Origin of the sequence: Micromonospora arida (assembly GCF_003857035.1) — a bacterium.
Classification (GTDB): Bacteria; Actinomycetota; Actinomycetes; order Mycobacteriales; family Micromonosporaceae; genus Micromonospora; species Micromonospora arida.
Genome location: NZ_QGSY01000089.1, coordinates 1 through 21686 on the forward strand (window position 1 = coordinate 1; position 21686 = coordinate 21686).

The window sequence follows — 21686 nt, forward strand, 5'->3', positions numbered from 1 at the left end:
AGCCAGGGCCAGCGCCGCCGCCGCCAGCCAGCGGCGCAGCGCCTCCTCGCCGGCGCGCAGGTCGGCCCGGGTCAGCAGGGCCCACGAGTCGAGCAGCAGCACCGCGCCGTAGCCGCCCTCGGCGACCGGCTCGGCGCCCGGGGTGGCCACCACCAGGGCCGCGCCGCCGGGCACGTCGGTCAGCACCTCCTCGCGCCCCGAGGTACGCACCGGCACGTCGGGGAACGCCCGGCCCAGCTCCTCGGCGGTCCGCCGTGCGCCGGTCACCGCGGCCCGCAGCCGCCGCCCACCGCACTCCGGGCAGGCGTACGCGGCAGCCACCCGGGCGCACCACCGGCAGGCCGGGGTGCCACCGGCCGAGGGCAGCGCGAGCGGGCCGGCGCAGTGCGCGCAGCGGGCCGGGGTGCGGCACTCGGCGCAGGAGATCGACGGGAGGTAGCCGCGGCGGGGCACCTGCACCAGCACCGGCAGGTCCTGGCGGAGCGCGTCGCGGGCAGCCGTCCAGGCCAGGCTGGGCAGCCGGGCGGTGGCGGCCCCGGGATCGCGGGCCAGCTGCGGGTCGTCCCCGGTCGGCGCGATGGCCGGGATCCGCGCCCGCACGGTGGCCCGGTCGGCGACCACCTCCGGAGCCCAGCCGGTCTCCACCAGCAGCTGCGCCTCGGCCGTCCGGGCGTACCCGCCGACCAGCGCGCCGGCCTCGGCGAGGTGGGCCCGGGTGAGCAGCACGTCGCGGGCGTGCGGGTAGGGCGCCCGGGGCTCGGAGTGCAGGTCGTCACCGTCGTCCCAGACGGCGACGAGGCCGAGCCGGGCCACCGGGGCGAACATCGCCGCCCGGGTCCCGATCACCACCGGCACCCGACCACGGCGAGCGGCGAGGAACGCCCGGTACCGCCGGGCCGGGCCGAGCGCGGCGGAGAGGCTGACGTGCCGTCCCGGACCGAGCACGCCGGTGAGCGCGGCGTCGAGGCGGTCGAGGTCACGCGCGTCGGGCACCACGACCACCGCGCCGCGCCCACCGGCGACGGTGGCCGCCACCGCGTCGGCGTAACGGGCCGCCCAGTCCTCACCGGGCAACGCCGACCAGACCGCGCGGGGCGCCCGGCCGTCGGCGAGCGCCCGCAGCAGGGCCGGGCCGGTCGGGTAGTCGCGCCACCCGCGCGGGTCGACCGCCTCGGTGGGGGCCGTCGGAGTGGGCTGCTCGTCGTGGGGCTCCTTCTCCACCCGGGCGTGCCGGGGTGGCACGGCGAGCCGGAGCACGTCGGCGAGGCTGCCCGCGTACCGGTCGGCGACCGCCCGGGCCAGCCGGGCGATCTCGGGGGCCAGCACCGGCTCCGGGGAGACCACCTTCTCCAGGTACGCGAGACGGCCGGTGTGCCCGGAGTCGTCCGCGCGGGACAGCAACCACCCGTCGACGAGTTGCCCGGCGAAGCGCACCTTCACCCGGGTACCCGGCACCGCCACCTCGTCCAGCTCCGCCGGCACCAGGTAGTCGAACGGCCGATCCAGGTGCGCCAGTCCGACATCCACGCAGACGCGCGCGACCGGCGACCCGTCCGCGGGTCGCCGGTCGCTGCGCCTGGTGGCGGTCAGGCTCCCGCGGCCGACTTGAGGTCGGCGGCCCGGTCGGTGCTCTCCCAGGTCAGGTCCGGCAGCTCCCGGCCGAAGTGGCCGTACGCGGCGGTCTGCTGGTAGATCGGGCGGAGCAGGTTGAGGTCCCGGATGATCGCGGCCGGACGCAGGTCGAACACCTCGGTGACGGCCTTCTCGATCGAGGAGACGGGCACGGTCTCGGTGCCGAACGTCTCGATGAACAGGCTCACCGGGTGCGCCTTGCCGATGGCGTAGGCGACCTGCGCCTCGCACCGCTCGGCCAGACCGGCGGCGACCACGTTCTTGGCCACCCAGCGCATCGCGTACGCGGCCGAGCGGTCCACCTTGGACGGGTCCTTGCCGGAGAACGCACCACCGCCGTGGCGGGCGTACCCGCCGTAGGTGTCGACGATGATCTTCCGGCCGGTCAGGCCGGCGTCACCCATCGGGCCGCCGATCTCGAACCGGCCGGTCGGGTTGACCAGCAGCCGGTAACCGTCGGTGTCCAGGCCGAGGCTCTCCAGCTCCGGGGCGATCACGTGGTCGCGCACGTCCGGGGTGAGCAGCGAGTCCAGCGAGATGTCGGCGGCGTGCTGGCTGGACACGACAACGGTGTTCAGCCGGACCGGGCGCAGCCCCTCGTACTCGATGGTGACCTGGGTCTTGCCGTCCGGCCGCAGGTACGGGATCGTGCCGTCCTTGCGCACCGCCGAGAGGCGGCGGGCCAGCCGGTGCGCGAGCGCGATCGGCAGCGGCATCAGCTCGGGCGTCTCCGAGCAGGCGAAGCCGAACATCATGCCCTGGTCACCGGCGCCCTGCGCGTCCAGCGCGCTCTCCGACGCCCCGGTGCGCAGCTCGAAGGCGTTGTCCACACCCTGGGCGATGTCCTCGGACTGCGCGCCGATGGAGACGCTGACCCCGCAGGAGGCGCCGTCGAAACCCTTCTTCGACGAGTCGTAGCCGATGTCGAGGATGGTCCGGCGGACGATCGTCGGGATGTCGGCGTACGCCTTGGTGGTCACCTCACCGGCGATGTGCACCTGACCGGTGGTGATCATGGTCTCCACGGCCACGCGGCTGTGGGGATCCTCGGTCAGCAGCGCGTCGAGGATGCCATCGCTGATCTGGTCAGCGATCTTGTCCGGGTGGCCTTCCGTGACCGATTCGGACGTGAAGAGACGGCGTGTCACGGCACTCCTAAGCGTATGAGGTCGTTCCGCGGCAGTCTAATCACCACTGCGGCCGGTGTCGGGATCGGTCGAGCCCTGTTCCACCCGTCAGGAGCGGCCGGGCAGCCGCGCCACGACGAGATCCCAGACGGCGTCGGCCACAGCTTCCTTGGCCTGCTCGGGCAGCCGGCTGACCGAACCGTCCGCGCCGATGACCGTCACCGTGTTGGTGTCGGCGCCGAAGACCAGGTCCGGACCGACCTCGTTGACCACGATCAGGTCGGCCCGCTTCCGGGCGAGCTTCGCCCGGCCGTTGGCCTCGGCATCGCCGGTCTCGGCGGCGAACACCACCAGCACCTGCCCCGGTCGTTTGCGCTGGCCGAGCTCCGCCGCGATGTCCGGGTTCGTCACGAGCTCGATGGTGGGTGCGACACCGTCGTCCGACTTCTTGATTTTGCCAGTCGCGTACGTCGCGGGCCGGAAATCGGCCGGAGCCGCCGCCATCACCACCGCGTCGGCCTCGACGGCGGCCTTGACGGTCGCCTCCCGCAACTCGGCGGTGGTGCCCACCCGGATCATGTCGACCCCGGCCGGGTCGGCAAGGCCGACGTTGGCCGAGATCACTGTGACCCGGGCACCCCGGGCGACCGCCGCGCGGGCGAACGCGTACCCCTGCTTGCCGGACGAGCGGTTGCCCAGAAAACGCACCGGGTCGAGGGGCTCGCGGGTGCCACCGGCGGTGACGACCACCCGGCGACCGGCCAGGTCGGCGGGGGCGGAGTCGCCTCGGGCCAGGAGCCGACCGGCGACGGCGAAGATCTCCGCGGGGTCGGGCAGCCGACCCTTGCCGGTGTCGGCGCCGGTGAGCCGGCCGACGGCGGGCTCGATGACCCGGACCCCCCGGGAGCGCAACGTGGCCACGTTGGCCACGGTGGCGGGGTGCTCCCACATCTCGGTGTGCATGGCCGGGGCCAGCAGGACCGGGCAGCGGGCGGTCAGCAGGGTGTTGGTCAGCAGGTCGTCGGCGAGGCCATGGGCGGCCTTGGCGAGCAGGTCGGTGGTGGTCGGCGCGACCACCACCAGGTCGGCCTGCTTACCGAGCCGGACGTGCGGCACCTCGTGGACGTCGGTCCAGACGTCGTCGGCGACCGGTTGACCGGAGAGCGCGGCCCAGGTCGGCGCTCCAACGAAGCGGAGCGCCGACGCGGTTGGCACGACCCGAACCCGGTGACCGGATTCGGTGAAGAGTCGCAGCAGCTCGCACGCCTTGTAGGCGGCGATGCCGCCACCGACCCCGAGGACGATCGAGGCGGACATCGGCCAGCGGGGGCTTACGGCTGGTCGGTCGGCTCGGCGGTGAGCAGGCCCGAGTTGATCTCGCGCATGGCGATGGAGAGGGGCTTCTCCTGCGGGGTGGTCTCGACGAGCGGGCCGACGTACTCCAGCAGACCCTCACCGAGCTGGCTGTAGTAGGCGTTGACCTGGCGCGCGCGCTTGGCGGCGAAGATGACCAGCGCGTACTTCGACGTCGTCTTCTCGAGGAGCTCGTCGATCGGCGGGTTGGTGATGCCTTCGGGGTTGGCGATGGATCCCACGAATTAACCTCTGCGTCTTTCGAGCCGCGCGGACGCGGTGCTGAGTCTCAACGGTGGCCGACCGTCAGCCACGCACGCGTGACCAGGCCGGATCCGGATAAGAAGAACCGAGTAAGCCTACCAGCTCCTCAACCACCCGTTCGGTGTGGTCGTGGGTCAGCGCGTGCTCGACGGTGGCGGCCACCGTGGCGTCGGGCGCGTACCCGGGTGGGCTCAGCAACACCAGCCGGGCATCGGGCAGGCGCGCCCGGACCAGTGGGACGCCGCGCAGGTCGAGCGGGAGCAGCACCGGCTGCCCGGCGTCGAGCCGGGCGCGCAGCGGGGGGTACGGGGTGCCCCGGCGGTGCGAACCGATCCGGGACCACTCCAGCAGCTCGCCGTCGACGATCCGTCGATCGAACTCGGCGGGGGCGAGGAAGACGCGGTCCACCCCGTCGATCTCCGACTCCCGGCGCGGCCTGGTGGTTGCCGCGACCGGGATCCACACGGACGGAGAACGCGCCCGGACGAGCTCGACGACACTCTCCCTGCCGGAACCCGAAGGTCCAGCCAGGACAGTGAGCCGAGCCGCCGGGCGCGCCTCGTCATCCGTGCTCACTGCTTGTTTCTACACGCTGCCAGGTTCAGTTGGCGGCGAACTCTCCAAGCAATGCCTTGCGCTGCTGCTCGCCGAGGCCACGCAGGCGACGGCTGTCGGCGATCTTGAGCTTCTCCATGATCTGGGTAGCCCGGATCTTGCCGATGCCCGGCATGGCCTGCAGGACGGCCGACACCTTGAGCTTGCCAACGACGTCGTCGCTCTCGGCCCGCTCGAGGACGGCACCGAGGGTGGTCTTGCCCTGCTTGAGCTGCTCCTTCAGCTGAGCACGGGCCTTGCGGATCTCCGCGGCCTTCTCGAGCGCGGCAGCGCGTTGTTCGGGGGTCAGTGACGGGAGCGGCACCAGTTCTCCTCAGGTCCCTATCGCGGCGGGCGGGGCGCACCGCCGCATCTGTGAAACGTGGTGTCGCTGTGAACCAAGGGGTCCATGGTTCCCAGCGCGGGGAAAACTAGCGGCCAACGGAGCTTTCGGCAACGTGGGGGCCGCATGATCACCGTAGAGTGACCGACCCGTCAGTCAGTCACCGGGCAGGCAGGACGGCCCGGCAGTCGACCAACACGCGCTCCGCGGCGGCCCGTAGCGCGGCCACGTCAGGGCCTGCCGAGAGCACTTCCCGGGAGTACGACGGGAGCACCGAGGCGAGGCTTGAACCGAAGACGGTACGCAGATCGGCCGCGCCGGCACCCTGCGCGCCGAGCCCCGGAGCGAGCAGTGGGCCGCCCACACCGGAGAGGTCGTGACCGGTGTCACCGATGGTCGCGCCGACCACCAGACCGAAGCTCCCGAGCGGGGCTGCACCCCTGTTGAGCTGGGAAATCTCGTCGATCACGGTCTGCGCCACGGTGCGGCCGTCGGCCGTGACGGCCCGCTGCACGGCCGCGCCCTCGGGGTTGGAGGTGAGGGCCAACACGAACACGCCGCCGCCGTGCTCGGCGGCCAGTTCGAACATCGGCGCCAGCGAACCGACCCCGAGGTAGGGGCTCGCGGTGACCGCGTCGACATACACAGGGCTGGATGGATCAAGGTACGCGGCGGCGTACGCGCTCACCGTCGAGCCGATGTCGCCGCGCTTGACGTCGAGCAGAACGAGCGAGCCGGCATCTCGTAACTGTCGGATAGTTGACTCAAGAATCGCCACACCTCGGGACCCGAACCGCTCGAAAAAGGCCGACTGAGGCTTGACTACCGCAACCCGGTCACCGAGTGCTTCCACCACGGTCCGGCTGAACCGGTCGAGCCCCTGAACGTCGTCCGGGAGACCCCACTGGGCCAGCAGACCGGGATGCGGGTCGATGCCCACACAGAGTGGGCCCCGCTCGGTGATCGCCCGGTGCAGCCGGGTACCGAAGCTCTCCATCGGAGTGTTCCCCTCTTCTCGTCCGGGCGGCCGACCCGCCCGGGTAACCCGTCGACCCGGTGGCCGGGCCGACTCAGCCAGCCGCCACCGCCGCCGCCACCCCGGTCGCGATCCGGGCCAGGTCGGCGTCGTCGGTGACGTACGGCGGCATCGTGTAGATCAGGTCGCGGAACGGACGCAGCCACACCCCCTGGGCGACCGCGGCGGCGGTCGCCGCGCCGAGGTCGACCTCGTGATCGAGCTGGACCACGCCGATCGCGCCGAGGACCCGTACGTCGGTCACGCCCGGCGTGCCGCGCAGGGGCTCCAGACCGGCGCGCAGGCCGGCGCCGACCCTGGCGACCTGGCCGGCCCAGTCTCCGGCCCGCAGCAGCCCGATGGAGGCGTTCGCCACCGCGCAGGCCAGCGGGTTGCCCATGAACGTGGGCCCGTGCGCCAGCACGCCGGTCGCCGAGATGCCCCGGGCGACCTCCGCGGTGCACAGGGTCGCCGCGAGGGTCAGGTATCCGCCGGTCAGCGCCTTGCCCACGCAGAGCACGTCCGGCGTCACACCGGCGTGCTCGGCGGCGAACATCTCGCCGGTACGGCCGAACCCGGTGGCGATCTCGTCGAAGATCAGCAGAATCCCGTGCGCGCGGGTCACCTCGCGCAGCACCCGCAGGTAACCCGGGTGGTGGAAGCGCATCCCACCGGCGCCCTGGACGACGGGCTCGACGATCACAGCGGCCAACTCGTCGGCGTACCGCTCGACCGTCTCCACCAGCGCCGCCACGTACGCGTCGTCGGGCGGGTCGGTGAAGCCCCCCGGCGGCACCGGGGCGAACACCTGCCGGGGCAGCACGTCACCCCACAGGTGGTGCATCCCGCCCTCCGGGTCGCAGACGCTCATCGGATGGAAGGTGTCGCCGTGGTAGCCACCCCGCCAGGTCGCCAGCCGGCGCCGCTGCGGCCGCCCGACGGCCCGCTGGTACTGCAGGCACATCTTCACCGCCACCTCGACGCTGACCGAGCCGGAGTCGGCCAGGAACACGTGCTCCAGGCCGTCCGGGGTCAGCTCGACCAGGGTCCGGGCCAGCTGCACCGCCGGCTCGTGGGTGAGCCCGCCGAACATCACGTGGCTCATCCGGCCGAGCTGGTCGGTCACCGCCGCGTCCAGCACCGGGTGCCGGTACCCGTGGATCGCCGCCCACCAGGACGACATCCCGTCCACCAGCTCCCGGCCGTCGGCCAGGGTGAGCCGTACCCCCTCGGCGCCGCGCACCACGTAGGGCGGGTTGGCCGGCGGCAGCGCGGCGTACGGGTGCCAGACGTGCGCCCGGTCAGCGGCCAGGATCTCCTCGGGTGTCACGCGTACTCCTCTGCGCCTCAAGCGGTCCGGACGGCGGACGTCCTGCGGCCGGGTCGAACCTCTCCGCCGCCGCCTCCCCCGCCGTGGCCGCCGCTTCCATTTCCGCCACCTTTGCTCTGCACCCGCGGACGCGACACCCGGTGGCCGGGTGTCACGCTCCGAGTGGTGCACCCACGGGTGCAGAGCAAAGGGGCAACAACGGGCGTTGCGTCGTCGGCGCGGCGCGGGCTCGGCACCCGGTTGCGCCGGGCCAGCACCGGACCGGGGGCGGTCACCGGCCGGCGACCGCGTCCGGTGCCGCCGTTGCGGCCGCCGCGCGGGCGGCGGCGCGGACCAGGGCCGGTCCTCGGTAGATGAAGCCGGTGTAGAGCTGCACCAGGGCTGCGCCGGCATCGAACATCCGCGCCGCGTCGTCCGGGTCCAGCACCCCGCCGACGCCGACGATCGGCAGCCGGCCGCCGGTCTCGGAGTGGACGAAGGCGACCACGTCGCGGGCCCGCCCGGTGAGCGGCCGACCGGAGAGGCCACCGGCCTGCGCGCCACGCTCGACGTCGACGCCGGCGAGGCCGTCCCGCGACAGCGTGGTGTTGGTGGCGATCACCCCGGCGGCACCCCGGGCCAGGCAGACCTCCAGCAGCTCGGCGATCGCCGCCTCGGTCAGATCTGGTGCGATCTTGACCAGAACCGGCTTCTCCCCCACCAACGCGCCGAGCAGCGCGTCCAGGTGGCCACGGTCCTGCAACGACCGCAGACCCGGGGTGTTCGGTGAGGACACGTTCACCGCGAAGTAGTCGCCGTGCCCGCGCAGCGCCCGGTACGAGGCGAGATAGTCCTCGACCGCCTCGTCCAGCGGGGTCACCTTGGACTTGCCCAGCGAGATGCCCAGCGGCACCCCGAGCGGGCGCGGCAGCGCCGCCAGCCGGGCGGCCAGCGCGGCGGCCCCGGCGTTGTTGAAGCCCATCCGGTTGACCACCGCCTCGCTGGCCGGCAGCCGGAACAGCCGCGGCCGGGGGTTGCCCGGCTGGGCGTGCGCGGTGACCGTGCCGACCTCAACGAAACCGAAGCCGAGCGCCGGCCAGGCCGGCAGCGCCGCGCCGTCCTTGTCCATGCCGGCGGCCAACCCGACCGGGTTGGGGAACCGCACCCCGAACACGGTGCGCGGCGCGTCGATCGCGTAGCGGGCCCGCAGCGCGGCGAGCGCGGCCGGCCGCCGCGACAGGACCGCCAACCGCCGCAGCGTCCACTCGTGCGCCGCCTCGGCGTCCCCGCCCCCGAGCCGGAACAACCACGGCCGTACCGCCTGCTCGAACAGGGTCACTGGGCCGCCCGCAGGGTTGCGTGCAGGTCCTGCAAGGGGCGGACCTGCATGTCGCCGCGGATCCGCGCCTCGATGCCCATCACCGCCGCGGCGGCGCCGGGGACCGTGGTGATGCAGGGGATGTCCGCGGTGACGGCCGCGCTGCGGATCTCGTAGCCGTCGGAGCGGGCGCTGGCACCCGAGCCCTGCGGTGTGTTGATCACCAGCGCCACGTGGCCGCCGCCGATCAACGACACCGCGTCGTCGCCCGCACCGGCCTGGTAGTGCTTACGGATCTGCTCACAGGCGATGCCGTGCCGGCGCAGCACCTCGGCCGTGCCGGCGGTGGCGACGATCTCGAAGCCCAGATCGGCCAGCCGCTTGATCGGGAAGATCATGCCACGCTTGTCCCGATTGGCCACCGAGACGAAGATCTTCCCGGCGGTCGGCAGCGACCCGTACGCGGCCGACTGACTCTTGGCGAAGGCATGCCCAAAGTTGGTGTCGATGCCCATCACCTCGCCGGTCGACTTCATCTCCGGCCCGAGCAGCGAGTCGATCCCCTTGCCCGCGCGGGTCCGGAAACGCTTGAACGGCAGCACCGCCTCCTTGACCGCGACCGGCGCGTCGGCGGGCATCGTCCCCCCGTCCCCCGTCGCCGGCAGCAGGCCCTCGGCGCGCAGCTCGGCGATGCTCGCCCCGAGCGCGATCCGGGCCGCCGCCTTGGCCAGCGGCACCGCCGTGGCCTTGGAGACGAACGGGACGGTCCGCGACGCGCGCGGGTTGGCCTCCAGCACGTAGAGCACGTCGTCCTTGAGGGCGTACTGCACGTTGAGCAGGCCACGGACCCCGACGCCACGCGCGATGGCCTCGGTGTAGCGGCGGACCTCGACCAGGTGCGAGCCCGCGAGGGTGATCGGCGGGAGCGCACAGGACGAGTCGCCGGAGTGGATACCCGCCTCCTCGATGTGCTCCATCACGCCGCCGATGTAGACCTCGCCGTCGGCGTCGCACAGCGCGTCCACGTCGATCTCGATGGCGTCGTCGAGGAACCGGTCCACCAGCACCGGGTGGTCCGGGGAGATGTCGGTGGCCCGGCCGATGTAGTCGCGCAGCGTCGGGTCGTCGTAGACGATCTCCATGCCCCGCCCGCCCAGCACGTACGACGGCCGGACCAGCACCGGGTAGCCGATCTCGTCGGCGATCGTCTTGGCCTCGTCGTACGAGGTGGCCATGCCGTGCGCCGGCGCGCGCAGTCCGGCGCGGGCCAGCACCGCGCCGAACGCGCCGCGCTCCTCGGCCAGGTGGATCGACTCCGGTGAGGTGCCGACGATCGGCACACCGGCGTTCTTGAGCCGCTGCGCCAGCCCCAGCGGGGTCTGCCCGCCGAGCTGGACGACCACCCCGACGACACCCGGCCCGCCGGCCGCGCGACCGGACGAGTCCTCGGCGTGCCAGACCTCCAGGACGTCCTCGAAGGTCAACGGCTCGAAGTAGAGCCGGTCGGCGGTGTCGTAGTCGGTGGAGACCGTCTCCGGGTTGCAGTTGACCATGACGGTCTCGTAGCCGGCAGACCGCAACGCCTGGACGGCGTGCACGCACGAGTAGTCGAACTCGATGCCCTGCCCGATCCGGTTCGGGCCGGAGCCCAGGATCAGCACCTTCGGCCGGTCCGACGGCACGACCTCGGTCTCCAGGTCGTACGTCGAGTAGTGGTACGGCGTGGTCGCCTCGAACTCGGCCGCGCAGGTGTCCACGGTCTTGTAGACCGGGCGCACGTCGAGGCGGTGGCGCAGGGTCCGTACGCCGTCCTCGGCTGCCAGCTCCGGGCGCAGCGCGGCGAGCTGCCGGTCGGACAGACCGGCCCGCTTGGCGCGGCGCAGCAGGTCGGCGTCGAGCACCGGCGCGTCGACGATCTCGGCGCGCAGCTCGATCAGCGCGGCGATCTGGTCCAGGAACCACGGGTCGATCCCGCCGGACGCCTCGGCCACCTCGGCGATCGACGCCCCGAGCCGCAGCGCCCGCTCCACCGTGTACAACCGGCCGTCGTGCGGGATCCGCAGCGCGGCGAGGGTTTCCGCCAGGGTGACGCCCGCCGGGTCCGGCACGCTCCAGAAACCGGCCGACTTGGTTTCCATCGAGCGCATCGCCTTGTTCAGCGCCTCGGTGAAGTTGCGCCCGAGGCTCATCGCCTCGCCCACCGACTTCATCGTGGTGGTCAGCTCCGGGTCCGCGCCGGGGAACTTCTCGAACGCGAACCGGGGGATCTTCACCACCACGTAGTCCAGGGTCGGCTCGAACGCCGCCGGGGTCTTCAGGGTGATGTCGTTGGGGATCTCGTCGAGGGTGTAGCCGATGGCCAGCTTCGCGGCGATCTTCGCGATCGGGAAGCCGGTCGCCTTGGAGGCCAGCGCCGAGGACCGCGACACCCGGGGGTTCATCTCGATCACGACGATCCGGCCGTCGACCGGGTTGACCGCGAACTGGATGTTGCAGCCGCCGGTGTCCACCCCGACCTCGCGCAGCACGGCGATGCCCAGGTCACGCAGGCGCTGGTACTCCCGGTCGGTGAGCGTCATGGCCGGGGCCACTGTGACGCTGTCGCCGGTGTGCACACCCATCGGGTCGATGTTCTCGATCGAGCAGACCACCACCACGTTGTCGTGCCGGTCGCGCATCAGCTCGAGTTCGTACTCCTTCCAGCCGAGCACGCTCTCCTCGATGAGCACCTCGTGCACCGGGCTGGCGGACAGGCCGTCGCCGGCGATGCGGGCCAGATCCTCCGGGGTGTGCGCCATGCCGGAGCCCAGGCCACCCATGGTGAACGACGGCCGGATCACCACCGGCAGGCCCAGCTCGGCGACGGTCGCCTCGACCTCGTCCATCGAGTGGCAGACCCGCGAGCGGGGCACCAGCGCGGTCGGGTCGTCGACGCCCAGCCGTACGCCGGCCTTCGCCACGATCTCCTTGAACAGCTGCCGGTCCTCGCCCCGGTTGATGGCGTCGATGTTCGCGCCGATCAGCTCCACGCCGTACTTTTCCAGGACGCCGGCCTCGTGCAGGGCGACGGCCGTGTTCAGCGCGGTCTGCCCGCCGAGGGTCGCGAGGATCGCGTCCGGGCGCTCCTTGGCGATGACCAGCTCCACGAACTCCGGGGTGATCGGCTCGACGTAGGTCGCGTCGGCGAACTCCGGGTCCGTCATGATCGTCGCCGGGTTGGAGTTGACCAGGCTGACCCGGATCCCCTCGCTGCGCAGCACCCGGCACGCCTGGGTGCCGGAGTAGTCGAACTCGCAGGCCTGCCCGATGACGATCGGCCCCGAGCCGATCACGAGGATGTGCTTGAGATCGGTCCGCTTAGGCATTGCTGCGCCCCTTGCTGTGGGTCCGGCCCTCACTGGGCCGCCGGTCGAGGGCACGGCCCTCGATCAGCTCGGCGAATCGGTCGAAGAGGTAGTCCGCGTCGTGCGGGCCGGCCGCCGCCTCCGGGTGGTACTGGACGGTGAACGCGGGCAGGTCCACGGCCCGCAACCCCTCGACCACGTTGTCATTGAGGCAGACGTGCGACACCCGTACCCCACCGAAGTCGGTGTCGATCACCTGGTCGGGGACGACCGCGCCGACGCCGGCGCCGGGGACCTGCACCGCGAAGCCGTGGTTGTGGCTGGTCACCTCGACCTTGCCGGTGACCCGGTCGAGCACCGGCTGGTTGATCCCCCGGTGGCCGTAGCCCAGCTTGTAGGTGCCGAAGCCGAGCGCCCGACCGAGGATCTGGCTGCCGAAGCAGATGCCGAACAGCGGCACCTCCCGCCGCAGCGCCTCCCGGGCCAGCTCCACCGGGGCGTCGGCGGTGGCCGGGTCGCCCGGGCCGGGCGACAGGAAGATCGCGTCGGCGCCGGTAGCGAGCATCTGGTCGATGCTCGACGACGCCGGCAGCACGTGGGTGGTCACCCCGCGGGTGGCCAGCCGACGCGGCACGTTGCGCTTGATGCCCAGGTCCAGCGCGGCCACTGTGAACCGGTGCTCGCCCAGGGCCTCGACGACGTACGGCTCGGCGGTGCTCACCTCGGCGGACAGGTCCGCGCCGACCATCTGCGGCGCCTGGCGGACCCGGGTCAGCAGGCTCTGCGGGTCGTTGTCGATGCTGGAGATGCCCACCCGCATGGCGCCCCGCTCGCGCAGGTGCCGGGTCAGCGCCCGGGTGTCCACCCCGCTGATGCCCACCACGCCCTCGGTGGCGAGGCGGTCCTCGAGACCACCGGTGGCCCGCCAGTTCGAGCCGATCCGGGCCGGGTCGCGCACGACATAGCCGGCCACCCAGATCCGACCGGACTCGTCGTCCTCGCCGTTGACGCCGGTGTTGCCGATGTGCGGCGCGGTCTGCACCACCACCTGGCGGTGGTAGGACGGGTCGGTCAGGGTCTCCTGGTAACCGGTCATGCCGGTGTTGAAGACCGCCTCGCCGAAGGTCTCTCCGACGCTGCCGTACGCCTCGCCGGGGAACGTGCGCCCATCCTCCAGCACCAGGATTGCGGGTCTGCGCTTGACCATTACCGGGCCCGCCTTTCGTTCGCGACTGCGGGACTCCGCTGCGCTGCATTCCTCGCGCTCACTTGACAGCCTTTCCGTCCAGGACCGTCGGCTCGCCGCGCAGGAAGGTCGCCACGATGCGACCTGGCAGCGTCATGCGGGCGTACGGGGTGTTGCGACTGCGACTGGCCAGCTCCGCCGGCTCGATGGTGCGGCGGGCGGCCGGGTCGATCAGGGTCAGGTTGGCCGGCACACCCGGCGCGGGGTCGACGCCGTGCCCGGTGAGGCCGGCGATCCGTGCAGGGGTGCGCGACATCCGCTCGGCGATCAGGTCCCACTCGGGGCCCAACACGTCCAGCGCGATGGAGAGGGCCGTCTCCAGACCGAGCATCCCCGGTCGGGCGTACGCCCACTCGCACTCCTTGTCCTCCACGGCGTGCGGGGCGTGATCGGTGGCGATCACGTCGATCACCCCGTCGGCGAGGGCGGCACGCAGCGCGGCGATGTCCGCGGCGGTGCGCAGCGGCGGGTTCACCTTGTAGACCGGGTCGTAGGTTTCCGCCCGTTCGTCGGTGAGCAGCAGGTGGTGCGGGGTCACCTCGGCGGTCACGCGTACCCCGCGCGCCTTTGCCTGGCGCAGCACCTCGACGCTGCCGGCGGTGGAGACGTGGCAGACGTGCAGCCGGCTGCCCACGTGCTCGGCGAGCAGCACGTCCCGGGCGATGATCGCCTCCTCGGCGACCGCCGGCCAGCCGATCAGGCCGAGCCGGGTGGAGACCTCGCCCTCGTGCATCTGGGCGCCCTCGGTGAGCCGGGGCTCCTCGGCGTGCTGGGCGATGATCCCGTCGAACGCCTTGACGTACTCCAGGGCTCGGCGCATCAACTTCGGGTCGGCGACGCAGTGCCCGTCGTCGGAGAAGATCCGCACCCGGGCCGCCGAGTCGGCCATCGCGCCCAGCTCGGCCAGCCGCTCGCCGGCCAGCCCGACGGTGACCGCGCCGATCGGCTGCACGTCGACCAGGGCTGCCTCGCGGCCGAGCCGCCAGACCTGCTCGACCACGCCGGCGGTGTCCGCCACCGGGGAGGTGTTGGCCATCGCGCAGACCGCCGTGTAGCCGCCCAGCGCTGCCGCCCGGGAACCGGACTCGACGGTCTCGGCGTCCTCCCGACCGGGCTCGCGCAGGTGGGTGTGCAGATCGACGAGGCCGGGCAGGGCGACCAGGCCGGTGCCGTCGACGACTGTGGCGTCCGGCGCGGTCAGGCCGGGACCGACCTCGGCGATCACGCCGTCGCGGATCAGCAGGTCGGTCGGCGCGGCGCCGACGACACTCACGCTGGTGATCAGGTACGCGGTCACCGGTTGTTCCCTCCGAGCAGCAGGTAAAGGACAGCCATCCGCACGGAAACCCCGTTGGTGACCTGTTCGACGATGGTGGAGCGGGGTGAGTCGGCGACCTCGGGGGTGATCTCCATCCCCCGGTTCATCGGGCCGGGGTGCATGACGATCGCGTGCTCGGGCAGCCGGCGCATCCGCGGCCCGTCCAGCCCGTAGCGGCGGGCGTACTCGCGCGCGGAGGGGAAGTAGGAGTCGTTCATCCGCTCCCGCTGCACGCGCAGCATCATCACCACGTCCACGTTCGGCAGGACGGAGTCGAGGTCGTAGGAGACGTCGGTGCCGGGCGCGAGGGCGCCCGCGATGTCGACCGGGATGAGGGTCGGCGGGCCGACCAGGGTGACCTTGGCGCCGAGGGTGGAGAGCAGCAGCACGTTGGAGCGGGCCACCCGGGAGTGCAGCACGTCCCCGACCACCGCGACCGACAGGCCGGCGAGCCGGCCCAGCCGGGCCCGCATCGTGTACGCGTCCAGCAGCGCCTGGGTGGGGTGCTCGTGGGTGCCGTCGCCGGCGTTGACCACCGACCCGTCCACCCAGTTGGCCAGGCGGTGCGGCGCGCCGGAGGCGGGGTGTCGGATGACCACGGCGTCCGCGCCCATGGCCTGCAGGGTCAACGCCGTGTCCTTCAGGCTCTCACCCTTGGTGACGCTGGACCCCTTCGCGGAAAAGTTGATCACGTCGGCGCTGAGCCGCTTCGCCGCCGCCTCGAAGGAGATCCGGGTACGCGTGGAGTCCTCGTAGAAGAGGTTCACCACGGTCCGTCCGCGCAGCGCCGGAAGCTTCTTGATCTCCCGGCCGGCGACGGTGGCCATCTCGGCGGCGGTGTCCAGGATCTCGGTGGCGGTGTCGACGTCCAGGTCCCCGCCGGAGAGCAGATGTTTGATCATGAGGCAGGTCCCCCGTAGAGCTTGACCTCGTCCGTCCCGTCGATCTCGGCGAGCGTCACCTTGACGCTCTCGGCGAGCGAGGTCGGGATGTTCTTGCCGACGTAGTCGGCGCGGATGGGCAACTCCCGGTGGCCCCGGTCGACCAGGACGGCGAGCTGCACCGAGGCCGGGCGGCCCACGTCGTTGAGCGCGTCGAGCGCGGCCCGGACGGTGCGGCCGGAGAAGAGCACGTCGTCGACCAGGATGACCCGTTTGCCGTCGATCCCGCCGGGAGGCAGCTCGGTCGGACCCACCGCGCGGGTGGCGTGCCGACGGAGGTCGTCGCGGTACAGGGTGATGTCGAGCACACCGACCGGAACGGCGACGTCCTCGAAGGTGCTGATCCGGTCGGCGAGCCGCCGGGCGAGCGGGGTGCCCCGGGTGGGAATCCCCAGCAGCACCGTGTTGGCGGCACCCTGGGTCTTCTCCAGGATCTGGTGGGCGATGCGGTCGACCACGCGTTGCACGTCGGCGCTGGCGAGGATCACCTTCACCGAGGGTTGTTGCGGTGGTGACGAGCGGGCAGCCGGTGGGTATGCCACGGCGGACCTCCTTCCCCGCCTCACGGGACGGGTCGTTAAAGGATGTCGGGCACCTCCGGCCGGACCGCTCAGCGGACCTGGGCCGGGGCTTGTGCCACGTTACCAGTGGTCACCGGGGTGATGGACGGCGGCCGCTGACCACCGGGTCAGGCACCGGAAAAGGAGAAAACTCCCCGGACGCTCCGCAACGGGAGGGGCACGACCACTTGACCACGTGTCGCATTCCCCGTACCGTCACGCTCCGTAGCGATCGACGGGAGAACCCCGAGCAGCACTGGGAGTGTCCGAATGCCCTCTGAATACGCCAAGTCTCTGGGCGCCCGCCTGCGCTCCATCCGCCAGCAGCAGGGTCTCTCCCTGCAGGGTGTGGAGGAGAAGTCGAACGGGCGGTGGAAGGCCGTGGTGGTCGGCTCGTACGAGCGTGGCGACCGGGCCGTGACGGTGTCCCGTCTGGCCGAGTTGGCCGAGTTCTACCGCGTACCCGTCTCGGAACTGCTGCCTGACGGCAGTGGCGTCCGTCACGAGCCCACCAGCAAGATTGTCCTGGACCTGGAGCGGCTCTACGACGAGGCCTCCGAGGACCTGGCCTACGTCGCCCGCTACGCCCGCGCCATCCAGCAGCAGCGCGGCGACTACAACGGCCGGGTGCTCTCCATCCGCGCCGACGACCTGCGGGCGCTCGCGATCGTCTACGACGCCTCACCGTCGGGCCTGATCGAGCGGCTCACCGAGCACGGCGTGCTGGTGGCCGACCCCCGGGCGTTCTTCGCCTCCTGATCTGCCGCTCCACCTGATCTGCCGCTTCACCGAAAGGGCCCGTGCCGACTGGCACGGGCCCTTTCGGATTTGCGGTGTTCGGTGCGGACGCTCAGCGGGTGGCGTACTCGGCGATCCGGCCGAGCACCCCGTTGAGGAAGCGCGGCGAGTCGTCGGTCGACATCTGCCGAGCCAGCTCCACGGCCTCGCTGATCGCCACCGCGTCGTCGATCTCGTCGACGTAGAGCAACTCGTAGACGGCGATCCGGGCCAGATTACGGTCGACGACCGGCATCCGCTCCAGCGTCCAACCCTCGGCGTAACTGGCGATCAGCTCGTCGATCCGGTTGAGGTGCTCGGCAACCCCCTCGACCAGGCCCACCGCGTAGCCCAGGTGCTCCGGTCGGGGCTGCTCGATCCGCTGCACGTAGCCGGCGAGCACCTCCACCGGAGGCTTGTCCCGCAGGTCGGCCTCGTAAAGGACATCCAGCGCCCGCTTGCGCGCCTTGCGGCGCGCCGGCATCTGCTGCTTGGAACCCTCAGCCATCAGGCGCGGCCGAGGTAACGGCCGTCGCGGGTGTCGACCTTGATCTTCTCGCCGGTGGTGATGAACAGCGGAACCGGCACGGTGGCGCCGGTCTCCACGGTCGCCGGCTTGGTGCCGCCGGTCGAACGGTCGCCCTGCAGGCCCGGCTCGGTGTAGGTGACCTCCAGCACGACGCTGGTGGGCAGCTCGATGTAGAGCGGCACACCCTCGTGCTGGGCGACGGTCGCCTCCGCCTCGGGCAGCAGGTAGTTGGCTGCCTCACCGACGGTGCCACCGGGCACGGTGATCTGGTCGAAGGTCTCCAGATCCATGAAGACGAAGTCCTCACCGTCGGCGTACAGGTACTGCATCGTGCGCTTGTCAACGGTCGCGGTTTCGACCTTGGTGCCCGCGTTGAAGGTCTTGTCGACCACCTTCCCGGACAGCACGTTCTTCAGCGTGGTGCGCACGAAGGCACCACCCTTACCGGGCTTGACGTGCTGGAACTCGACGACGGCCCAGAGCTCGCCGTCCAGGTTGAGTACCAGGCCGTTTTTGAGGTCGTTGGTGGAGGCCATTTCCTGCCTTGATCATCAATTGGCGGACAGACCCTGCGAGTCTACTAGCTGCGTCGAATCGCCCGGTCCCCGCTCGGGGCGGGCGCTCAGCGGGTAGCCAGATGGTGCAGTGCGAGACGATAACCGTCAATGCCCAGACCGCAGATCACCCCGGTCGCCACCGCCGACACCACCGAGTGGTGCCGGAACTCCTCACGGGTGTGGATGTTGGAGATGTGCACCTCCACCAGCGGCCCCCGCAGCATGGCGCAGGCGTCCCGCACCGCGTAGGAGTAGTGCGACCAGGCGGCCGGGTTGAGCACGACCGCGGCGCCCTCGTCGGCCGCCGTGTGCAGCCAGCCGAGCAGCTCGTGCTCCGCGTCGGTCTGCCGGACCGTCACCGCCAGCCCCAGCTCCCGACCGGTGCTCTCACAGAGCGCCACCAGGTCCGCGTAGCTGGTCGCGCCGTACACGTCGGGCTCACGGGTGCCCAGCCGGCCCAGGTTCGGCCCGTTCAACACGTAGACCTTCACGCGGCGCTTTCTTTCGTTCGCGACTGCGGGGCTCGCAAACCCAACTCACTCCTCGCGCTCACGGGGTGGCCACCTCGCGGTAGGCGGCCTCCAGCAACGCGTCGTCGGGGCCCTCCAGCATCGCCGGGCGGGCCAGCCCGTCGAGCACCACAAAGCGCAGCCGACTGCCCCGGGTCTTCTTGTCCACCCGCATCGCGGCCAACAGCTGCGGCCAGGCGTCGGCCGGGTAGCTCACCGGCAGGCCCAGAGCGCTCAGCGTGACCCGGTGTCGGTCGGCGGTCGCCGCGTCCAGCCGCCCGGCGAGCCGGGCCAGCGTGGCCGCGTACACCAGACCGACGGCGACGGCGTGACCGTGCCGCCAGCGGTAGCCCTCGTTCTGCTCGATGGCGTGGGCCAGGGTGTGACCGTAGTTGAGCACCTCCCGCAGGCCCGACTCGCGCAGGTCGCCGGCGACCACGTCGGCCTTGACCCGGATGGCCCGCTCGATCAGCTCCCGGCTCACCGGCCCACGGGGGTCGGTGGCGGCCTCCGGGTCGTTCTCGATGAGATCCAGGATCGTCGGGTCGGCGATGAACCCGCACTTGACGACCTCGGCCAACCCGGCCGCCAGGTCGACCGCGGGCAGGCTGTCCAGAGTGGCCAGGTCGGCCAGCACCCCGACCGGCGGGTGGAACGCACCCACCAGGTTCTTGCCGGCGGCCGTGTTGATGCCCGTCTTGCCACCCACCGCGGCATCCACCATGCCCAGCAGCGAGGTCGCCACCGGCACCCAACGCACACCCCGCAACCAGCAGGCCGCGACGAAGCCGGCCAGGTCGGTCACCGCGCCGCCGCCCACCCCGACCACCGCGTCGGTACGGGTGAAGCCGGCCGCTCCGAGCCGGTCCCAACAGGAGGCGGCCACCTCGATGTGCTTCCCCGACTCGGCGTCGGGCACCTCGATCGGCAGTGGCTCGACGCCGGCCGCGCGCAGGCGTTCGCCGAGCGCGTCCGCGAGGGCCTTGAGCGGAGGCGCGTGCAGCACCGCCACCCGGGTCGCGCCGGGCAGCAGGCCAGGCAGCGCACCCAGCAGGTCACGTCCCACCAAGACGTCGTACGGCCGCTCGCCGCCGACCGGAATTCGGGTCACCTCGTCCATCGCCGGCAGCCTAGTCCAGCGGGCGGCGCGGGGAGGGCGGCTGTCCACCTGCTGGCCGAGCGGCCCAGTCCGCCAACCGGCTGGCGTGTTCGGCCACTGCGGCACGCAGCGCGTCCGGATGCCGCACGGTGAACGGACACCCCATCCCGGCGAGCATCGCCGCCATCCCGGGCAGGCTCTCCGCTCGGGCCCGCAGCAGCACCCCGTCGGTGGTGGCGGTCAACTCGGCCACGCTGGGCGGGATGCGGCGGCGGGCGGCGACCAGGTCGGTCTCCAGCACGACCTCCACCTCGTGCGTGTACGGCACGCCGGCCAGCGACCGGGTCACCCAGGCCACCGCCTCGAAGCCGTCCGGCACGGTGAACGTCGCCACGCCGGGCGTCACCGCGCCGATCCGGTCCAGTCGGAAGGTGCGGATCTCCCCGCGCCGGTGGTCGTGGCCGGTGACGTACCAACGGCCGGCGTGGAAGACCAGCCCGTACGGGTCGAGTTCGCGGTGCGACTGCTCGCCCCGCCAGGAGCGGTAGTCCAGCGCCACGCGCTGCCGGTGCCGGGTGGCCGACGCCAGTGCGAGCAGGGTGCCGGACGCCGGTCCGCGCTCCGGCTCCGGACGACGCAGGGTGAAACCCAGGTGCTCCTGGACGGCGGCGAGCCGGTCGGCGAGCGCCGCCGGCAGCACCCGGCGGATCTTCGCCAGCGCGCTGGCGGTGGCGGGCTGCTCGGTGGCGAGCCCGACCCGTTCGGCGACGACGAGGCCGAGCAGCACCGCCACCGCCTCGTCGTCGGTGAGCATCAGCGGCGGCAGCTTGTAACCGGAGTGCAGCCGGTAGCCGCCGTGGCGGCCCCGGTCGGCGGTGACGGGAATGCCCAGCTCCACAAGTGTGGTCGCGTACCGGCGCACGGTCCGCTCGTCCACCCCGAGGTGGCCGGCGAGTTCGGCGGCCGTCGACCGGTGCCGGGTCTGCAGCAGTTCGAGCAGAGCCAGCACCCGCCCCGCGGGATGTGACACGGGCCACTCCTTCAAACCGGGCGGATCCTGTCCGGAATAGATCGTACGGTCTGTCGGTAGCCGAGAGAAGGAGCCACAGATGGCGACATTCGTGCTGGTGCCGGGATTCTGGCTGGGTGCCTGGGCGTGGCGGGACGTGACCGTCGCGCTGCGGTCGCAGGGGCACGAGGTCCATCCGATGACGCTGACCGGGGTGGCCGAACGCGACCACCTCGCCGGGCCGGAGGTCAGCCTGGACACGCACACCACCGACATCGTCCGACTGATCGAGGTCGAGGACCTGCGCGACGTACTGCTGGTCGGGCACTCCGGCGGGGGGATGCCGGCCGCCCAGGCGGTGGACCGCATCCCGGACCGGATCGCCCGGATCGTCTACGTGGAGAGTGGGCCGTTGCCGGACGACACGGCGCAGTTCGACACGCTGCCGCCGGAGGAGCAGCAGCGGTTACGCGCCGCGATCGGCACCGGGCACCTGCTGCCGCCGCCGGCCTGGGACCCGGCCGCCGACCCGACCAACCTGGCCGGCCTGGACGAGCCGACGCTCGCGCTGCTGCGCACCCGGGCCACCCCGCAACCTCTGCGGGCCGCCACCGACCCGGTCCGACGCACCGGCGGGCGCCCGGTGCCGACCGCGCTGGTCGCCAGCACCTTCCCGCTCAGCGTGGTGCGGCAGATGATCCAACAGGAGCATCCGTTCTTCACCGGCCTGGCCGACGGCCAGCTGCACGAGCTGCCCACCGGGCACTGGCCGATGCTCAGCGAGCCGAAGGCCCTGTCCGACGTCCTGGACCTGATCGCCCAAACCTGACCCCCTGCCTTCC

At 72.1% G+C, this 21686-nt stretch carries 21 protein-coding genes; 2 read left to right on the forward strand and 19 right to left on the reverse strand.

All coding sequences use genetic code 11. From position 1 onward, the window contains the following. From DLJ58_RS03715 to pyrR, 14 genes are all read right to left on the reverse strand, one after another. Positions 1–1527: primosomal protein N' (locus DLJ58_RS03715; RefSeq protein ID WP_148097975.1), on the reverse strand; the 1527-nt coding region annotated here is incomplete at its 3' end. 59 nt (positions 1528–1586) lie between these two features. Next, complete coding sequence (gene metK, locus DLJ58_RS03720) at positions 1587–2780, reverse strand: methionine adenosyltransferase (RefSeq protein ID WP_091401916.1); 1194 nt, start codon at positions 2778–2780, stop codon at positions 1587–1589. 87 nt (positions 2781–2867) lie between these two features. Next, complete coding sequence (gene coaBC / locus DLJ58_RS03725) at positions 2868–4076, reverse strand: bifunctional phosphopantothenoylcysteine decarboxylase/phosphopantothenate--cysteine ligase CoaBC (protein ID WP_124853870.1); 1209 nt, start codon at positions 4074–4076, stop codon at positions 2868–2870. Positions 4077–4090: 14 nt separating this feature from the next. Then, on the reverse strand, positions 4091–4354 hold the full coding sequence (rpoZ, locus tag DLJ58_RS03730) for a DNA-directed RNA polymerase subunit omega (RefSeq protein WP_030335666.1): 264 nt from the start codon (positions 4352–4354) through the stop codon (positions 4091–4093). 64 nt (positions 4355–4418) lie between these two features. Next, positions 4419–4952 carry a nucleoside/nucleotide kinase family protein gene (locus DLJ58_RS03735; protein ID WP_124853871.1) on the reverse strand — a complete coding sequence of 178 codons (534 nt, stop codon included), beginning with the start codon at positions 4950–4952 and terminating at the stop codon, positions 4419–4421. A 25-nt stretch (positions 4953–4977) separates the two neighbouring features. After that, on the reverse strand, positions 4978–5295 hold the full coding sequence (gene mihF / locus DLJ58_RS03740; protein WP_030335662.1) for an integration host factor, actinobacterial type: 318 nt from the start codon (positions 5293–5295) through the stop codon (positions 4978–4980). 178 nt (positions 5296–5473) lie between these two features. Then, on the reverse strand, positions 5474–6310 hold the full coding sequence (gene pyrF, locus DLJ58_RS03745; protein ID WP_124853872.1) for an orotidine-5'-phosphate decarboxylase: 837 nt from the start codon (positions 6308–6310) through the stop codon (positions 5474–5476). Between the two features lie 73 nt (positions 6311–6383). Beyond that, positions 6384–7658 (reverse strand): adenosylmethionine--8-amino-7-oxononanoate transaminase, encoded by a 1275-nt coding sequence (locus tag DLJ58_RS03750; RefSeq protein ID WP_124853873.1) that lies wholly within the window; start codon positions 7656–7658, stop codon positions 6384–6386. A 271-nt stretch (positions 7659–7929) separates the two neighbouring features. Further along, positions 7930–8976: a quinone-dependent dihydroorotate dehydrogenase gene (locus tag DLJ58_RS03755; protein ID WP_124853874.1), complete on the reverse strand. Its 1047-nt coding sequence runs from the start codon at positions 8974–8976 to the stop codon at positions 7930–7932. Further along, positions 8973–12320 carry a carbamoyl-phosphate synthase large subunit gene (gene carB, locus DLJ58_RS03760; protein ID WP_124853875.1) on the reverse strand — a complete coding sequence of 1116 codons (3348 nt, stop codon included), beginning with the start codon at positions 12318–12320 and terminating at the stop codon, positions 8973–8975. The genes DLJ58_RS03755 and carB overlap by 4 nt, the downstream gene beginning before the upstream one ends. Then, positions 12313–13506: a glutamine-hydrolyzing carbamoyl-phosphate synthase small subunit gene (gene carA, locus DLJ58_RS03765; RefSeq protein WP_124853876.1), complete on the reverse strand. Its 1194-nt coding sequence runs from the start codon at positions 13504–13506 to the stop codon at positions 12313–12315. Before carA ends, carB begins: the two co-directional genes overlap by 8 nt. Positions 13507–13564: 58 nt before the next feature. Beyond that, positions 13565–14842: a dihydroorotase gene (locus tag DLJ58_RS03770; RefSeq protein ID WP_124853877.1), complete on the reverse strand. Its 1278-nt coding sequence runs from the start codon at positions 14840–14842 to the stop codon at positions 13565–13567. Then, entirely contained in the window at positions 14839–15765 is a 927-nt protein-coding gene (locus DLJ58_RS03775; protein WP_124853878.1) for an aspartate carbamoyltransferase catalytic subunit, read from the reverse strand. The genes DLJ58_RS03770 and DLJ58_RS03775 overlap by 4 nt, the downstream gene beginning before the upstream one ends. Then, positions 15762–16346 carry a bifunctional pyr operon transcriptional regulator/uracil phosphoribosyltransferase PyrR gene (gene pyrR / locus DLJ58_RS03780; RefSeq protein ID WP_091401898.1) on the reverse strand — a complete coding sequence of 195 codons (585 nt, stop codon included), beginning with the start codon at positions 16344–16346 and terminating at the stop codon, positions 15762–15764. Before pyrR ends, DLJ58_RS03775 begins: the two co-directional genes overlap by 4 nt. A 288-nt stretch (positions 16347–16634) precedes the next feature. Here pyrR and bldD point away from each other — a divergent pair, with 288 nt between their 5' ends. Continuing rightward, a complete protein-coding gene (gene bldD, locus DLJ58_RS03785) occupies positions 16635–17123 on the forward strand; it encodes a transcriptional regulator BldD (RefSeq protein ID WP_007458348.1) in 489 nt (162 codons plus the stop codon). Positions 17124–17214: 91 nt separating this feature from the next. Here bldD and nusB read toward each other — a convergent pair whose 3' ends face one another. The 5 genes from nusB to DLJ58_RS03810 form a co-directional block, all read right to left on the reverse strand. Beyond that, positions 17215–17625 (reverse strand): transcription antitermination factor NusB, encoded by a 411-nt coding sequence (gene nusB, locus DLJ58_RS03790; protein ID WP_184188983.1) that lies wholly within the window; start codon positions 17623–17625, stop codon positions 17215–17217. Between the two features lie 23 nt (positions 17626–17648). Beyond that, positions 17649–18206: an elongation factor P gene (gene efp / locus DLJ58_RS03795; protein ID WP_007458344.1), complete on the reverse strand. Its 558-nt coding sequence runs from the start codon at positions 18204–18206 to the stop codon at positions 17649–17651. 86 nt (positions 18207–18292) lie between these two features. Next, entirely contained in the window at positions 18293–18718 is a 426-nt protein-coding gene (aroQ, locus tag DLJ58_RS03800; protein ID WP_091401894.1) for a type II 3-dehydroquinate dehydratase, read from the reverse strand. 58 nt (positions 18719–18776) lie between these two features. Further along, positions 18777–19856, reverse strand: a complete 1080-nt coding sequence (gene aroB, locus DLJ58_RS03805) for a 3-dehydroquinate synthase (RefSeq protein WP_124853879.1) — start codon at positions 19854–19856, stop codon at positions 18777–18779. 10 nt (positions 19857–19866) lie between these two features. After that, the gene (locus tag DLJ58_RS03810; RefSeq protein ID WP_124853880.1) at positions 19867–20865 is read right to left on the reverse strand and encodes a helix-turn-helix transcriptional regulator; all 999 of its coding nucleotides are present in this window, start codon (positions 20863–20865) and stop codon (positions 19867–19869) included. 79 nt (positions 20866–20944) lie between these two features. On the opposite strand from DLJ58_RS03810, the gene DLJ58_RS03815 reads away from it, so the two are divergent. Then, the gene (locus DLJ58_RS03815; protein ID WP_124853881.1) at positions 20945–21673 is read left to right on the forward strand and encodes an alpha/beta fold hydrolase; all 729 of its coding nucleotides are present in this window, start codon (positions 20945–20947) and stop codon (positions 21671–21673) included. Positions 21674–21686 lie beyond the last annotated feature (13 nt).

What these genes read in the sequence shown, in the direction of transcription:
- carB (WP_124853875.1), bottom strand. Translation starts at nt 12,320, where the DNA reads ATGCCTAAGCGGACCGATCTCAAGCACATCCTCGTGATCGGCTCGGGG.
- bldD (WP_007458348.1), top strand. Translation starts at nt 16,635, where the DNA reads ATGCCCTCTGAATACGCCAAGTCTCTGGGCGCCCGCCTGCGCTCCATC.
- carA (WP_124853876.1), bottom strand. Translation starts at nt 13,506, where the DNA reads ATGGTCAAGCGCAGACCCGCAATCCTGGTGCTGGAGGATGGGCGCACG.
- efp (WP_007458344.1), bottom strand. Translation starts at nt 18,206, where the DNA reads ATGGCCTCCACCAACGACCTCAAAAACGGCCTGGTACTCAACCTGGAC.
- aroB (WP_124853879.1), bottom strand. Translation starts at nt 19,856, where the DNA reads ATGGACGAGGTGACCCGAATTCCGGTCGGCGGCGAGCGGCCGTACGAC.
- DLJ58_RS03775 (WP_124853878.1), bottom strand. Translation starts at nt 15,765, where the DNA reads ATGATCAAACATCTGCTCTCCGGCGGGGACCTGGACGTCGACACCGCC.
- nusB (WP_184188983.1), bottom strand. Translation starts at nt 17,625, where the DNA reads ATGCCGGCGCGCCGCAAGGCGCGCAAGCGGGCGCTGGATGTCCTTTAC.
- DLJ58_RS03815 (WP_124853881.1), top strand. Translation starts at nt 20,945, where the DNA reads ATGGCGACATTCGTGCTGGTGCCGGGATTCTGGCTGGGTGCCTGGGCG.
- pyrF (WP_124853872.1), bottom strand. Translation starts at nt 6,310, where the DNA reads ATGGAGAGCTTCGGTACCCGGCTGCACCGGGCGATCACCGAGCGGGGC.
- coaBC (WP_124853870.1), bottom strand. Translation starts at nt 4,076, where the DNA reads ATGTCCGCCTCGATCGTCCTCGGGGTCGGTGGCGGCATCGCCGCCTAC.